Source organism: Phocaeicola plebeius (genome assembly GCF_003437535.1).
GTDB lineage: Bacteria > Bacteroidota > Bacteroidia > Bacteroidales > Bacteroidaceae > Phocaeicola > Phocaeicola plebeius_A.
The window spans coordinates 117841-133356 of sequence record NZ_QSQT01000008.1; the positions used below are offsets into that span (position 1 = coordinate 117841).

Annotated in this window: 15 protein-coding genes; all 15 read left to right on the top strand. The window is 45.5% G+C overall.

Annotation, left to right across the window (positions count from 1 at the left end; genetic code table 11):
• Positions 1–122: 122 nt before the first annotated feature.
• The 15 genes from ftsY (at position 123) to DXD04_RS05820 (ending at position 14870) form a co-directional block, all read left to right on the top strand.
• Entirely contained in the window at positions 123–1088 is a 966-nt protein-coding gene (ftsY, locus tag DXD04_RS05750) for a signal recognition particle-docking protein FtsY (protein ID WP_117671641.1), read from the top strand.
• Entirely contained in the window at positions 1085–2386 is a 1302-nt protein-coding gene (gene rimO, locus DXD04_RS05755; RefSeq protein WP_117671643.1) for a 30S ribosomal protein S12 methylthiotransferase RimO, read from the top strand. The genes ftsY and rimO overlap by 4 nt, the downstream gene beginning before the upstream one ends.
• A gap of 1 nt (position 2387) precedes the next feature.
• Positions 2388–2678 carry an HU family DNA-binding protein gene (locus tag DXD04_RS05760; RefSeq protein WP_022052826.1) on the top strand — a complete coding sequence of 97 codons (291 nt, stop codon included), beginning with the start codon at positions 2388–2390 and terminating at the stop codon, positions 2676–2678.
• The gene (locus DXD04_RS05765) at positions 2671–3801 is read left to right on the top strand and encodes an HU family DNA-binding protein (RefSeq protein ID WP_117671645.1); all 1131 of its coding nucleotides are present in this window, start codon (positions 2671–2673) and stop codon (positions 3799–3801) included. The genes DXD04_RS05760 and DXD04_RS05765 overlap by 8 nt, the downstream gene beginning before the upstream one ends.
• Before the next feature lie 206 nt (positions 3802–4007).
• Complete coding sequence (locus tag DXD04_RS05770) at positions 4008–5003, top strand: AAA family ATPase (protein ID WP_117671647.1); 996 nt, start codon at positions 4008–4010, stop codon at positions 5001–5003.
• Between the two features lie 141 nt (positions 5004–5144).
• Positions 5145–6014: a DUF58 domain-containing protein gene (locus tag DXD04_RS05775; protein WP_117671649.1), complete on the top strand. Its 870-nt coding sequence runs from the start codon at positions 5145–5147 to the stop codon at positions 6012–6014.
• A gap of 38 nt (positions 6015–6052) precedes the next feature.
• Positions 6053–7126 (top strand): BatD family protein, encoded by a 1074-nt coding sequence (locus DXD04_RS05780; protein ID WP_117671651.1) that lies wholly within the window; start codon positions 6053–6055, stop codon positions 7124–7126.
• A gap of 20 nt (positions 7127–7146) precedes the next feature.
• Positions 7147–8145: a vWA domain-containing protein gene (locus tag DXD04_RS05785; protein ID WP_117671653.1), complete on the top strand. Its 999-nt coding sequence runs from the start codon at positions 7147–7149 to the stop codon at positions 8143–8145.
• A gap of 11 nt (positions 8146–8156) precedes the next feature.
• Positions 8157–9176, top strand: a complete 1020-nt coding sequence (locus tag DXD04_RS05790) for a vWA domain-containing protein (RefSeq protein WP_117671655.1) — start codon at positions 8157–8159, stop codon at positions 9174–9176.
• Positions 9177–9184: 8 nt separating this feature from the next.
• Complete coding sequence (locus DXD04_RS05795; RefSeq protein WP_022052832.1) at positions 9185–9886, top strand: tetratricopeptide repeat protein; 702 nt, start codon at positions 9185–9187, stop codon at positions 9884–9886.
• A 47-nt stretch (positions 9887–9933) separates the two neighbouring features.
• Positions 9934–11763: a BatD family protein gene (locus DXD04_RS05800; protein ID WP_117671657.1), complete on the top strand. Its 1830-nt coding sequence runs from the start codon at positions 9934–9936 to the stop codon at positions 11761–11763.
• A gap of 24 nt (positions 11764–11787) precedes the next feature.
• A complete protein-coding gene (locus DXD04_RS05805) occupies positions 11788–12540 on the top strand; it encodes a tetratricopeptide repeat protein (protein ID WP_117671659.1) in 753 nt (250 codons plus the stop codon).
• Positions 12541–12555: 15 nt separating this feature from the next.
• Positions 12556–13266 (top strand): phosphatase PAP2 family protein, encoded by a 711-nt coding sequence (locus DXD04_RS05810; protein WP_117671661.1) that lies wholly within the window; start codon positions 12556–12558, stop codon positions 13264–13266.
• Between the two features lie 118 nt (positions 13267–13384).
• Positions 13385–13642 carry a DNA-binding protein gene (locus tag DXD04_RS05815; RefSeq protein WP_117671663.1) on the top strand — a complete coding sequence of 86 codons (258 nt, stop codon included), beginning with the start codon at positions 13385–13387 and terminating at the stop codon, positions 13640–13642.
• A 103-nt stretch (positions 13643–13745) separates the two neighbouring features.
• Complete coding sequence (locus DXD04_RS05820) at positions 13746–14870, top strand: universal stress protein (RefSeq protein WP_022052837.1); 1125 nt, start codon at positions 13746–13748, stop codon at positions 14868–14870.
• Positions 14871–15516 lie beyond the last annotated feature (646 nt).

A 15516-nucleotide genomic window follows, 5' to 3' on the forward strand; every position in this document is an offset into this window, starting at 1 on the left:
TATCTTTTGAGATATAAAATGCTAAATAAAAGTTCCTTTCATTTAAATATGGAAGGAACTTTTTTTGTGTGAAAGCGAGAATAGTTATATCTTTGTGTCAGAAACTGATAAAAGTAAGTTGTATGGGATTTTTTAGTTTTTTCTCAAAGGAAAAAAAAGAAACATTAGACAAAGGATTGTCTAAGACCAAAGAAAGTGTATTTGGAAAAATAGCACGTGCGGTGGCTGGAAAATCAAAGGTGGATGACGAGGTGCTGGACAATCTGGAAGAAGTGCTTATTACGTCTGATGTGGGAGTAGAAACTACGCTGAACATTATCAAGCGCATTGAAACCAGAGTGGCAAAGGATAAGTATGTGAATACACAGGAGCTGAACAATATCCTTCGTGAGGAGATTGCGGCGTTGCTGATGGAAAACAATACGGTGGATGCTGCCGATTTTGATGTGCCTCAGGATAAGACTCCTTATGTGATTATGGTGGTAGGCGTGAACGGAGTAGGAAAAACGACGACTATCGGTAAGCTGGCTTATCAGTTTAAAAAAGCCGGGAAAAAGGTCTATCTGGGTGCCGCAGATACTTTCCGTGCCGCAGCTGTAGAACAGCTTGACATCTGGGGAGAACGTGTGGGTGTACCGGTAATAAAACAGAAAATGGGAGCTGACCCTGCTTCAGTAGCTTTTGATACGCTGAGTTCTGCCAAGGCTAATAATGCTGACGTGGTAATCATTGATACGGCAGGACGTTTGCACAATAAGATTGGTTTGATGAACGAGCTGACAAAAATCAAGAACGTGATGAAAAAGGTGGTACCCGATGCACCTCATGAAGTGTTGCTGGTACTGGACGGCTCTACCGGGCAGAATGCATTCGAACAGGCCAAACAGTTTACTTTGGCTACAGAAGTAACCGCCATGGCTATCACCAAACTTGACGGAACAGCCAAGGGTGGAGTAGTGATTGGAATTTCCGACCAGTTTAAGATTCCGGTGAGATACATCGGTCTGGGAGAAGGTATGGAAGACCTGCAGATATTCCGTCGCCGTGAGTTCGTAGATTCATTGTTTGGCTCAACCACTGAAAAATGAGAAAGAATACAATCGATATAATTACTTTAGGATGCTCGAAAAATCTGGTAGATTCCGAAAAGCTGATGAAGCAGCTGGAAGCTAATGGATACAAGGTGACACATGACAGCGACCATCCGCAGGGAGAAGTTGCCGTTATCAATACGTGTGGCTTTATTGGCGATGCCAAAGAGGAATCTATCAACATGATTCTGGAGTTCTGTCAGGCAAAGGAAGAAGGACGCTTGAAGAAACTTTATGTAATGGGCTGTTTGTCGGAACGTTACCTGAAGGACCTGCAGATGGAAATTCCGCAGGTCGACAAATTCTATGGGAAGTTCAACTGGAATGAACTTTTGGCCGATTTAGGAAAGGCCTATCATTCTGAATTTGCCATTGAGCGTCATCTGACGACTCCGAAGCATTATGCATACCTGAAAATATCAGAAGGTTGCGACCGCAAGTGTTCTTATTGCGCCATTCCTATCATTACCGGTAAACATGTGTCTCGTCCTATGGAAGAAATTCTGGACGAAGTGCGCTTGCTGGTTTCCGAAGGGGTGAAAGAATTTCAGGTCATTGCACAGGAACTGACCTATTACGGAGTGGATTTGTATAAAAAACAGATGTTGCCGGAGCTGATAGAGCAGATGGCACATATACCGGGTGTGGAATGGATTCGTCTGCATTATGCCTATCCCGCTCATTTCCCGGAAGATTTGTTCCGCGTAATGCGTGAAAATGATAATGTATGTAAGTACATGGACATTGCCTTGCAGCATATCAGCGATAACATGCTGCAAAAGATGCGTCGCCATGTGACGAAGGCAGAAACCTATCAGCTGATAGAGAAATTCCGTAAGGAAGTGCCTGGCATTCATTTACGTACTACATTGATGGTAGGTCATCCAGGTGAAACGGAGCAGGATTTTGAGGAACTGATGGAATTTGTCCGCACGGCACGTTTTGACCGTATGGGGGCATTTGCTTATTCGGAAGAAGAAGGAACTTATTCTGCCAAGCATTATAAGGATGAGATTCCGCAGGAAGTCAAGCAGCAGCGTTTGGATGCATTGATGGAATTGCAGCAGGAAATCTCTGCCGACTTGTCTCATCGCAAGATTGGACAGGAATTCAAGGTAATCATCGACCGCAAGGAAGGCGATTACTATATCGGCCGTACACAGTTTGATTCACCGGAAGTCGATCCGGAGGTGTTGATAAAAGTGGAAAATCACCGCTTGAGAATCGGCAGTTTCCATCGGGTAAAAGTGTACGATGCAGATGATTTTGATTTGTATGCTACAATCGTAAAATAAAATGACAAATAAGGAATTCATAGAAGAATTGTCCCGCCGTCTGGATAAAACCGAGAAAGATACAGCCTCCTTGGTTAGTTCTTTCACGGAGTGCTTGTCGCAGACATTGCAGGAAGATAAGATAGTGAATTTGCAAGGCTTCGGTTCCTTTGAGGTGAAAAAGAAAATGGAACGTATTTCTGTGAATCCTGTCACTAAGCAGCGCTTTTTGGTGCCTCCCAAATTGGCGTTAGCTTTTAAGCCAAGTGCTGTTTTGAAAGAAAAGTTTAAAAACATTTCATCGGATGAGTGATAAAATAACTTTACAGGAACTTGTGGAGTCGTTTGCCCGGAAATGCCAGTTGGACCCTGCAGAGGCTGCATTGTTTGTGAAGGAGTTCTTGAATTTGATTGAAGAAGCCTTGGCAAGAGACAAGTACGTAAAGGTTAAAGGATTAGGTACTTTTAAGCTTATAAACATTGAAGCTCGAAAAAGTGTAGATGTAAATACAGGGGAGTCGATAGAGATAAAGGAGCACACACGTGTGTCTTTTGTTCCGGAAACTGGATTGAGGGACTTGATAAATAAACCTTTTGCGCATTTTCAGTCTGTTCTGCTTAATGATGATGTGCATTTTGAAGACCTTCCCGATGAAGGTAGTGTATCGGAAGTAAACGAGGAAGGAGAAGAGATTTCAGAAGCCATTTCGGATGATGAAAAGGATGGCTTACCGGAAACGGAAGAGATGCTTTCGGAAGCTGAAACTGGTATTGCCGCTACTGTATTAGTAGAGGAAGAACAAAAGAATGAAGTGGTGGAGGATACTGAACAAGTAACTGTAGTACAAGAGGATGCGCCTTCGGATGAAACAACAGCTTCTACAGAAGCTGGTACTGGGATAAAAGAACCGGCTGAAGAGAAAAAGAATATACCCTGGTGTATGATTGCTTCCATCTTGCTGGTGGGTATTTTTATAGGAGGAATCGTGACATGGGTATTGACCTCGGGCCGACGGTATATTCCGGAACAAGTGGTAGAGAAACTGATGAATGAAACGCAGAAAACGCCTGCGCCTGTGGTTTCGGACTCCTTGCAGGTGGCTGATACTTTAGTTGTAAAAAAAGATTCTTCTTTGGTACAGAAGAAGGATACCTTGAAAACCGTCGCGAAGAAAGGAGAAAAAACTCCCGTAGCTTCTACGTCTGTACCGAAAAGGGAAACCTTAGCCGATACGGTTGAATACCAGATAACTGGAAATCAGGGCTCATATACCCTTAAACCAGGGGAGAGCCTGGTACGTGTGGCCCTGAAATTCTACGGAAATAAAAAACTATGGCCTTATCTGGTGAAGCACAATAAGGCTATTATCAAAAATCCGGATAACGTGCCGGTGGGTACCACAATTCAGATTCCGCAACTTACTCCTAAAAAATAACGAGAGGCCTTGTTTCAATTCAAACAAGGCCTTTTTAATTTTCTTTAGTTCAATAAGCCTTAAAAGGCGAAACCCGTCTATATTTTTTTATCAAAATTTATTGTGCCTGTTAAGGGAATACCTTAATTTTGGGGTGTCTTTTTAGATATATGTTTTGAAAGGGCATTTTTTAATGAAAAAAAAGAGAACTAAAATAGAAGAAAATTATGGCTGAAGCTATTGACATTCGTGAATTGAATGAACGAATCGAACGCCAGAGCGCGTTTGTAACAAACCTGATGGAGGGAATGAATCAGGTAATCGTAGGTCAAAAACATCTTATCGAATCTTTATTGATTGGGTTGCTTTCTGACGGACATATTCTGCTGGAAGGTGTTCCGGGATTGGCAAAGACCTTGGCAATCAAAACCCTTGCTTCATTGATCGATTCAAAATACAGTCGTGTGCAGTTTACTCCTGACTTGCTGCCGGCCGATATTATCGGTACGATGATTTACAGTCAGAAGGATGAGCAGTTCGTTGCCAACAAAGGACCGGTTTTTGCCAACTTTGTACTGGCCGATGAAATTAACCGTGCGCCGGCTAAAGTACAGAGTGCCTTGCTCGAGGCCATGCAGGAACGTCAGGTGACACTGGGTAAGCAGACTTTTGCACTTCCGAAGCCTTTCCTGGTAATGGCTACGCAGAACCCGATTGAGCAGGAAGGTACTTATCCGTTGCCTGAAGCGCAGGTAGACCGTTTCATGCTGAAGGTGATTATTGATTATCCGAAGCTGGAAGAAGAAAAGAAGATTATCCGTCAGAACATCAACGGAGAACGTACGGAAGTTCGTCCTATTTTGAAGGCTGAAGACATTATTGCTGCCCGCGAAGTGGTTCGTCAGGTATATCTGGATGAAAAGATTGAACAGTACATTGCAGATATCGTATTTGCTACCCGTTATCCGGAAAAATACGACTTGAAAGAACTGAAGGGCTTGATTGGCTTTGGAGGTTCTCCTCGTGCTTCTATCAACCTGGCACTGGCTGCACGCAGTTACGCTTTCATCAAACGTCGTGGATACGTGATTCCGGAAGATGTGAGATTCGTGGCTCATGACGTGCTTCGTCACCGTATCGGACTGACTTATGAAGCAGAAGCTACCAACGTGACTTCTGATGAAATCGTCAGCAAGATTCTGAACAAGGTTGAAGTGCCCTGATGCGCTGATACCCGTAACGGTTACAGACGGGGAAGAGAGTCCCCGTCGGCTTTTATTCGCAGTCGGAAGGCTGCATGATTATAAATGACTAAGCTGTGTTCCTTTGGTTGCTCCAGGGGAACACGGTCAAATATTAAAGGAATGGAGACAAGTGAACTTTTAAAGCGTGTCCGTCAGATTGAAATCAAGACCCGGGGACTTTCGAGCAATATTTTTGCCGGTCAGTATCATTCGGCCTTCAAGGGGCGTGGTATGGCCTTTTCAGAGGTCCGCGAGTATCAGTATGGGGATGACGTGCGCGATATTGACTGGAATGTGACCGCTCGCTTCGACAAACCATTCGTGAAAGTCTTTGAGGAAGAACGTGAACTTACGGTCATGTTGCTGGTGGACGTGTCCAACAGTTTGGACTTTGGTACCATTCAGCAGCTGAAGAAAGAAATGGTGACGGAGATTGCGGCTACAATCGCCTTTTCCGCCATTCAGAACAATGATAAAATCGGCGTGATTTTCTTTTCCGACCGTATCGAGAAATTTATCCCTCCCAAGAAGGGTCGCAAGCATATTCTGTATATCATTCGTGAACTGCTTGATTTTAAGCCGGAAAGTCAGCGCACCAATTTGCAGTGTGCCATTGAGTACCTGACGAATGTGCTGAAGAAACGCTGTACGGCCTTTATGCTGAGCGACTTTATTGACGAACGTGATTTCCAGAATGCATTGACGATTGCCAACCGAAAACACGATGTGGTGGCTGTGCAGGTGTACGACCGTCGTATGGAAGAACTTCCGGACGTGGGACTGATGCACGTGCGTGATGCGGAAACCGGTCATGAGCAGTGGATTGATACTTCGTCGAAGGCATTGCGCAATGCACATCATGCCTGGTGGAAGGAAAAACAGCAGAAGCTGAATGACACATTTACTCACAGCAATGTGGATTCTGTATCTGTACGTACAGATCAGGATTATGTGAAGGCATTGCTGAATTTATTTGCAAAACGAAACTGACAGTTGACATGAGACATCTCTTATTATACTACTCAAAAATGATAAAGGCATGTTGCTGTGCTGTGTTGATTTTATGCTGTGCAACGGGCTTGAAAGCCCAGCAGGTGACGGTGGAAGCTACCATCGATTCCTTGCAGTTGCTCATTGGTGAGCAGGCGAAAATCAAATTGCAGGTCAGCATGGATGCCAACCAGAAATTGCGTCTGCCGTTGCTGCGTGATACGCTGGTCAGGGGAGTGGAGATTCTGGATGTGGCCAAGCCCGACACGCAGTTGCTGAACGACAACAAGCGCTGGCTGGTGTCACAAGAATATACAGTGACTTCTTTTGATTCGGCTCTGTATTATCTTCCGCCGTTTGAGGTGCTGGTCAATGACAAGGCTTACCGTTCAAAGGCCTTGGCATTGAAAGTGTATTCCATTCCGGTGGATACCTTGCACCCCGACCAGTTTTTTGGTCCGAAGTCCATTCAGGAAGTACCTCTTACCTGGGAAGACCTGGCACCGATGGTATATTCCATCCTGTTGCTGATTGCTTTGGGAGTGGTGACGGCCTTCTTTATCATTCGCTATCGTGACAATAAGCCTATCATCAAGATTATCAAGGTAGAACCTAAACTTCCGCCTCACCTGGCTGCCATGAAGAAGATTGAAACTATCAAGGCAGACAAGGTGGCCAAGCGTGAAGATCCGAAAGCTTATTATACGGAACTGACCGATGTCATCCGTATATATATAAAGGAGCGTTTCGGATTCAATGCCATGGAAATGACGTCTGCGGAAATTATCGAGCGTCTGTTGGAGGAGAAGGACAAAGAATCTATCCACGACCTGAAGGTGATGTTTGAAACAGCCGACCTGGTGAAGTTTGCGAAATATGCGCCGCTGATGAATGAAAACGACATGAACCTGGTGAATGCGGTAGATTTCATCAACCAGACTAAGATAGAGGAAGATCCGAACGCCAAGAAGGAGCCGACGGAAATCAAAGTGGAGGAGAAGCGTTCCAAACAGGGACGAATTGCCTTGCTGTGCAGCATTGCCATTACGGGTGTGGCCGCACTGATTGCTTTGTATTTGTCTGTGCGCCATATCATCGACCTCTTTTTCTAATTTAATAATGAATTGAGACTATGATTTTTGCGAATATAGAATATCTGTTTCTGCTCTTGCTGCTGATTCCGTATATCGTGTGGTACGTGATGCGCCGCAAGAAGACGGAACCGACCATGCAGGTATCTACCACACGGATGTACATGCAGGCTCCGCGCAGTTGGAAGATTTATTTGCTGCATGCGCCGTTTGTGCTTCGTATCCTGACGTTTGTGATGATTGTGCTGGTACTGGCACGCCCGCAAACTACCGATAACTGGCAGAACACGGAGATTGAAGGTATTGACATCATGCTGGCGGTCGACGTGTCGACCAGTATGCTGGCTGAAGATTTGAAGCCGAACCGTATTGAAGCGGCCAAGCAGGTAGCGGCAGAGTTTATCAACGGACGTCCGAATGATAATATCGGTCTGACTATCTTTGCGGGAGAAGCATTTACGCAGTGCCCGCTGACAGTAGACCACGGAGTACTGTTGAATTTGTTCCAAAGTGTGAGCTGCGACATGGTACAGCGCGGAATGATTGAAGACGGTACAGCACTGGGTATGGGACTGGCCAACGCGGTGAGTCGTCTGAAAGACAGCAAGGCCAAGTCGAAGGTAGTTATCCTGCTGACGGATGGTGTGAACAATCGGGGAGACATTTCTCCGCTTACTGCGGCCGAAATAGCCAAGCAGTTTGGTATCCGTGTGTATACCATCGGTGTAGGAACTAACGGTACGGCACCTTATCCGATGCAGACGTACGCTGGTGTGCAATATGTACAGATGCCGGTGGAAATCGACGAACAGACCATGAGCCAGATTGCCGGAACAACTAATGGAAATTATTTCCGTGCTACCAGCAATACGAAGCTGAAGGAAGTGTACCGTGAAATTGACAAACTGGAAAAAACGAAACTGAACGTGAAGGAATTCAGCAAACGTGAAGAAGCCTATGCGGTGTTTGCACTGATTGCATTCCTGAGCATCTTGCTTGAAATTCTTTTGCGGAATACAGTTTTGAAGAAAATACCTTAAAATAAGAAGTCATGTTTCGATTTGGAGAACCTCAATATTTGTATTTACTGATCGTGCTGCCCTTGCTGGCTGTGTTCTATTTTTATTCGAACTATCGCCGTCGCAAGAAGTTGCGCGAATATGGTAGTCCGGAGTTGCTGGCACATCTTATGCCGGATGTGTCGAAATATCGTCCGGACGTAAAATTTTGGCTGACGCTTTCTGCGCTGGCCATGGTTATTTTCATGCTGGCTCGTCCGCAGTTCGGTTCAAAGATGGAAACGGTGAAGCGTCAGGGTGTGGAAACGGTGGTGGCACTGGATATTTCAAACTCTATGCTGGCACAGGATGTCACTCCTAGCCGTCTGGAAAAATCGAAGAAGCTGATTTCCCGTCTGGTAGAGACCTTCAACAACGATAAAGTGGCCATGATTGTGTTTGCAGGTGAAGCTTTCACACAGCTCCCGATTACGAGCGACTATGTATCGGCCAAGATGTTTCTGGAGACGATTTCTCCTTCCTTGATTACCACACAGGGTACGGACATCCGCGGCGCCATCGACCTGGCTATGAAGAGTTTCACTCCGAATGAAGGGGTAGGACGTGCCATCGTGCTGATTACCGATGGTGAGAACCACGAAGGAGGAGCTATCGAGGCTGCTCAGGAGGCTGCCAAGAAGGGTATGCGTGTATTTGTATTAGGAGTAGGTTTACCCGACGGTTCACCTATTCCGGTGGAAGGTACCAATGAATTCCGTCGCGATAAGGATGGTAATGTGGTAGTGACCCGTCTGAACGAGCAGATGTGTCAGGAGATTGCTAAAGCCGGAAACGGTATTTACGTGCGTGTAGACAATACCAACAATGCCGAAAGGGCACTGAATGCGGAAATAAACAAACTGGCGAAGGCGGATGTAGAGACACAGGTCTTTACGGAGTTCGACGAGCAGTTCCAGGTGCTGGCCTGGCTGGCTATTCTTTTGCTGGCTGCCGACCTGATGATTCTGAACCGCAAGAATCCGCTCTTCAAGAATGTGAAACTCTTTAAATGAAACTGGAGATGAAAGTGAAAGGATATATTCTGTGTATGTGTCTGGCCCTGACTGCCGTGGCCGGATACGGACAGAAAACAGACCGTGATTATCTGCGAAGCGGCAACAAGCTTTACAAGGACAGTTTGTTTGTCAAGGCGGAAGTAGACTACCGGAAGGCGCTGGAGCTGAATCCCAAGTCGGCCGATGCCATGTACAATCTGGGAAATGCGCTGATGATGCAGGAAAAGGCCAAAGAGGCTATGGAGCAGTTTGATGCAGCGTCTCGTTTGGAAAAGGACAAGAAGAAGCTGGCACAGATTTACCACAATATGGGAGTCATTTTGCAGTCGTCCAAACAGTTGCCGCAGTGTATTGAAGCCTATAAGCAGTCCTTGCGCAACAATCCGAAGGATAATGAAACCCGCTACAACCTGGCACTGGCGCAGAAGCAGTTGAAAGATCAGCAGCAGAACCAGCAGAATCAGGACCAGCAGCAAAACAAGCAGGACCAGAAGCAGGATGACAAGCAGCAGAACAAGGACCAGCAAGACCAGAACAAGAAAGAACAGCAGCAGAATCCGCAGCAACAGCAGCAAAACCAGAACCAGATGTCGAAGGAAAATGCCCAGCAGTTGCTCAACGCCGTGATGCAGGACGAAAAGAACGTGCAGGATAAGGTGAAGAAGCAGATTCAGGTGCAGGGACGCAAGCTGGAAAAAGACTGGTAAGGCTGGAAGCAATGAAGAACAAATGAATAATTATAAATAACAGAATAATGCGAAAGATAATATTCTTACTTTTTACGATACTTGCGGCGTGGCAGGTGAAAGCTGCCGACAAGGTACGCTTTGTGGCAGAAGCTGCCGACGTGGTGGTAAGCGGTGACCAGGTGCGCCTGGTATTCACGGTCAATTCGCAAGACATCAAGGATTTCCGTGCTCCTTCCATCAAGGGCTTTGACGTGCTGATGGGACCGAGCCGCTCTCAGCAGAGCAGTATTCAGATTATCAACGGAAAGCGTACATCGAACAGTTCTACGGCGTTCACTTATATCCTCTTGGCAGGAAATCCTGGTACGTATACCATTCCGGCAGCCAGTGTAGAGGTAAATGGAGAGAAAGTCTTTTCCAATGCCATTTCCATCAAGGTGCTTCCGCAGGACCAGACCTCGGGGAATAGTGGCAACAACGGAGGAGGCAGTGCTTCTTCTTCACGCAGCCAGGCAGCAGGTAGCCGTATCTCAGCCAATGATTTGTTTATCACGGCTACAGCCAGCAAGACCACCGTACACGAGCAGGAAGCCATTCTGCTGACTTATAAGGTATATACCGTGGTGAATCTGCGTCAGTTGTATGGCAAGATGCCCGATCTGAAGGGTTTCCATACGCAGGAGGTAGAATTGCCGCAGCAGAAGACTTTCACACTGGAACATTATAAAGGACGGAACTACAATACGACTGTATGGAGTCAGTATGTGCTGTTCCCGCAACAGACGGGTAAACTGGAAATCCCTTCCATTACATTTGATGGGGTGGTTGCCCAGCAGACCATTTCGGACGACCCGTTTGATGCTTTCTTCAATGGCGGAGGATACGTGGAAGTGAAGAAGAAAATTACGACTCCGAAAGTAGTGATTAACGTGCAGCTGCTTCCTGCCAAACCGGCCGGATTCTCTGGAGCAGTGGGTGAGTTTAAACTGGCATCGTCTATCAATGCGACTGACGTAAAGACCAACGATGCTGTGACTATTAAACTGACACTGAGCGGTACAGGAAACATGAAGCTTATCGGTACACCGGAAGTAAAATTCCCGCAGGATTTCGAAATCTATGACCCGAAAGTGACCGATGATTATAAGCTGACCAACAGCGGACTGACGGGTACGAAGACATTCGAATATCTGGCGATTCCGCGTCATGCCGGCAACTTTACGATTCCGGCAATAGAATTTACCTACTTTGACCTGAAGAGCAACAGCTACAAGACCCTGAAAACAGAGGCTTACAACCTGAAGGTTGCCAAAGGACAGGGAAATGCCGATCAGGTGATTTCAGACTTCACCAACAAGGAGAGCGTGAAGATGCTGGGTAAGGATATCCGCTTCATTAAGTTGGGCGATTCTTCACTTCGTCCGAAGGGAGACTTTTTCTTCGGCACCGTGGGATATTACCTGTGCTACCTGATTCCGTTGCTGCTGTTCGTTGTCTTTGCAGTGATTTATCGCCAGAAAGCCCTTGAAAATGCCAACGTGGCGAAGGTGAAGACCAAGAAAGCCAACAAGGTGGCTACCCGCCGTATGAAACTGGCTGGTAAGTTGCTGGCAGAAAACAAGAAGAATGAGTTCTATGACGAAGTGCTGAAGGCTTTGTGGGGATACATCAGCGACAAGCTCAGTATTCCGGTATCTCAGCTGTCGAAAGACAACATTGAAGCCGAACTGACCAACTACGGTGTGCAGGAAGCCTTGATTGCCGAGTTCATCGGTGTGCTCAACGAATGTGAATATGCACGTTATGCTCCGGGCAACGAGAACGAGGCGATGGACAAGGTATATTCCGCTTCTGTGGAAGTCATCAGTAAAATGGAAAACAGTATCAAACATTAAAACGGATAGGAGAGCAGACTAAATATGAAGAAATTATCTTTATTATTGATAGGCCTGATTGGGTATATTCAGTTTGCCGTGGCAGCTACCACAAAAGCGGAAGCTGACGAAGCATACCAGAAGGAAAAGTTCAGCGAGGCAGCGTCCTTGTATGAAGAAATCCTGCAGACGCAGGGGGAATCGGCCGACATCTATTATAATCTTGGAAACGCGTACTTCAAGCTGAAGAATACGGCCAAGGCAGTGCTCAACTACGAACGGGCCCTTCTCCTGAATCCGGGAGATGCGGATATTCGCTTTAATCTGGGCATGGCACGCAGCAAGACGGTGGACAAGATTACGCCTACTGCCGAGGTGTTCATCGTGACATGGTATAAATCGCTGGTCAACATGATGAGCGAACAGAGCTGGGGCTATGTGGGAATTTTCTCGTTCATTCTTTTGCTGATAGGAGTCTCTTTTTATATCTTCGGCAACCGCCTTTGGATAAAGAAAACCGGATTCATCGGAGCGGTGGTATTTCTGATTGTGACGGTGTGCAGCAATATTTTTGCCAGTGAACAGAAAGCGGAGCTGGTAGACCGTACGGGAGCCATTGTGATGGAGCCGACAATCAATGTCAAGAGTACGCCGAACGAAAGCGGAACCGACTTGTTTGTGTTGCATGAAGGTACGAAAGTCTTCATCGAGGACAATTCGATGAAAGGCTGGAAGGAAATCCGCCTGGAAGACGGCAACAAAGGCTGGGTGAAGACGGAAGCAATTGAAATCATTTAATTCAGATAAGCATAAATGGCAGACATACAGCAACTCATAGAGGCCGACAAGGCTTTGCTACTTTCTCTTAACGGAAGCGACTCCTTGTTCTGGGATGGATTCATGTGGACAGTGACAGACACTAAGACATGGATTCCGGCCGTACTGGTGTTGCTGTATGTCGTGTTTAAGAATAACCGTGTGCCGCAAGGAATAGTCATCACGCTGATGTTTGCTTTGTGCGTTACGCTGGCCGATCAGTTTGCGTCGGGACTCTGCAAGCCTTATTTTGCCCGTTTTCGTCCCACTCAGGACCCTGAACTGATGTACCTGGTGCAGACGGTGAACGACTATCGGGGAGGCTTGTATGGATTTATCTCCAGCCATGCCGCCAATACCTTTGCCGTAGCGATGTTTGCTTCGTTGCTGGTGCGCTATCTGCCTTTCACCTGCATGATGTTTCTGTGGGCAATGATTCCCTCGTACTCACGTATGTATTTAGGTGTCCATTATCCCGGCGATATTTTGTGCGGGGCAGTGGCCGGATCGGTTGTCGGTGTGCTTGTGTACCTGCTGTACGCACGTCTGCGCAAGAAATTCTTCGATTGTCCGCAGTATATCTCCACCCAATACACCAAGGGCGGATATACCAAGGATGACATATCCATTCTGCATGCCACACTGCTACTGACTTATCTCTATGCGATAATCGGAGGAATGATAGTGGCAAAAGGTCTGCATTTCTGACCAGAAAGTAAGATATTTTCGAAAAAAACAGTTGGAAAGTTTGTGCTGTCACAATCTTTTGCTATATTTAAATCGATATTAAAAACAACATTTTGTCTAACACTTAATTATGACTACTATGAACAGAACAATAACCTTTAACGAACTTCGTAAAATCAAAGATTCTTTGCCCGCGGGAAGCATGCATCGCATTGCGGATGAGTTGAATCTCAGCGTGGAAACGGTGCGTAATTTCTTTGGCGGACATAACTTCAAGGACGGAAAAAGCGTAGGTATCCATCTCGAACCAGGGCCTGACGGCGGACTGGTGATGCTTGACGATACTACGGTACTCGATAAGGCAATAGCCATTCTGAAGGAAGAACAACGCGCTTGATATAAGATAAGGGCTGTAACAAGAGAGTGGGAGAGTATCCGTTCCTGTTACGGCCCTTATTGTTTATTCGATAATATGATATTAACCTAAAAATGCAGAAGCCATGGAAGAAAAACTTGTAACACTGGCCATTCTTACTTATTCTAAAGCCCAGATTCTAAAGAATGTGCTTGAAAATGAAGGAATTGAGGCTTGCATCCATAATGTCAACCTGATTCAGCCTGTCATTTCTTCGGGCGTGAGAATACGCATCCGCGAAAGTGATCTGCCCAGGGCATTGAAAATCATTGAAAGTTCTGCGTGGTTGGCCGAAGATGTGGTCAATGAGGAAAAAACGGAAGAAAAGCATGGTAAGCAGGTGCTGATACCGGTCGACTTTTCCGATTATTCGATGGCTGCCTGTGAATTCGGTTTCAATTTTGCAGCCAAGATACAGGCAGAAGTAGTGCTGATGCACGTGTATTTCAGTCCGGTATACATGCCGAGTTTGCAGTATGCGACAGAAAACTACGGGTTGCCGATGGAACATGAACTGGGCATCAAGAGCATGCTTGATAGTATCCATGAACAACTTAACAATCTGATAAACAGTATTAAAGAACGAATTCAGAAAGGAGAACTTCCTGATGTGAAGTACACCTGCACTCTGAAAGAAGGCGTACCGGAAGAAGAAATCCTGCATTATGCCCGCGAGGAAAAGCCGCTCATAATCATTATGGGAACGCGCGGAAAAGGTGAGAAGGAAATGGATCTTATCGGTAGTGTAACGGCCGAAATCATCGACCGTAGTCCGGTATTTGTCTATGCCATCCCGAAAAATGCACAGAAGAAAAACTTCGATGAAATCCATAAGGTAGCATTCTTTACCAGCTTTGACCAGCGCGACTTGATTGCATTCGACTCACTGGTAACGACTTTCAAGGATTATCATTTTGAAGTATCGTTCATCCATCTGAGCGACAATGCGCAGAAGCGTACGTGGAATGAAATCAAGCTGGTGGGCATCCAGGAATATTTCAAGAAGCAATATCCGCAGCTGACAATTGATTACGACATGTTGGGCGGAGAAAGTCTGCTCAGCAATTTGGACGAATATGTCAAGGAGAAAGGCATTGACGTGCTGTGTCTGTCAAATTACAAGCGGAACGTCTTTGCACGTTTGTTTAATCCCAGCATTGCCCGTCGGATGATTTTCCATTCCAACACGCCGATTTTGGTGATTAAATAAAGTTTTGTCTTAGAAAAACGAATTCTCAGGGGGGCCGTTCCCATCTTGTATGGATTCGGCCCTTGTTCTTATGATTTGCAGAATCGGCAATATCAAGCCCTAAGAACGAATAAAAATGGTTTTTTAGATCATCTGTTTATTGATGTATAGAATCGTGCGAATAAGGCCTCAAAAAACGCAAGTACATTCATATCAAAACGCCTTTGCGTTTCAAACGTCCTTGTGTTTTTAACTCAAACGCACTTGCGTTTAAATCAAAACGCTTAGGCGTTTTCCTTTAAATATACTTACGTTTTTTGATAAACGTATAATGAATATAATCCGTATTATGTTTAATTAGAAAAATAGCATTCGTAAGCATCCGGTAAGCATCCGCCTATTGGGTGTAAATATACAAAATATAATTTAGTCCCCCATTTTATTGGGGATTTTTTCGTATATTTGTATTGCCCATTATGAACCTACATTTCGCATCTTCATATCGTGTAATCCGTAAAGTCGGATTCAGAGTGGTTCTCTGTGGGCGCACGATATGAAGATGCGAACTATTTTTATGCATTCATCAACAAAAGAAAGATTTGAATTAATATCAGATATTGAAGTGATTTAAACTTTTCTTTTCCTTGCACATTTTCTCAATAGCATA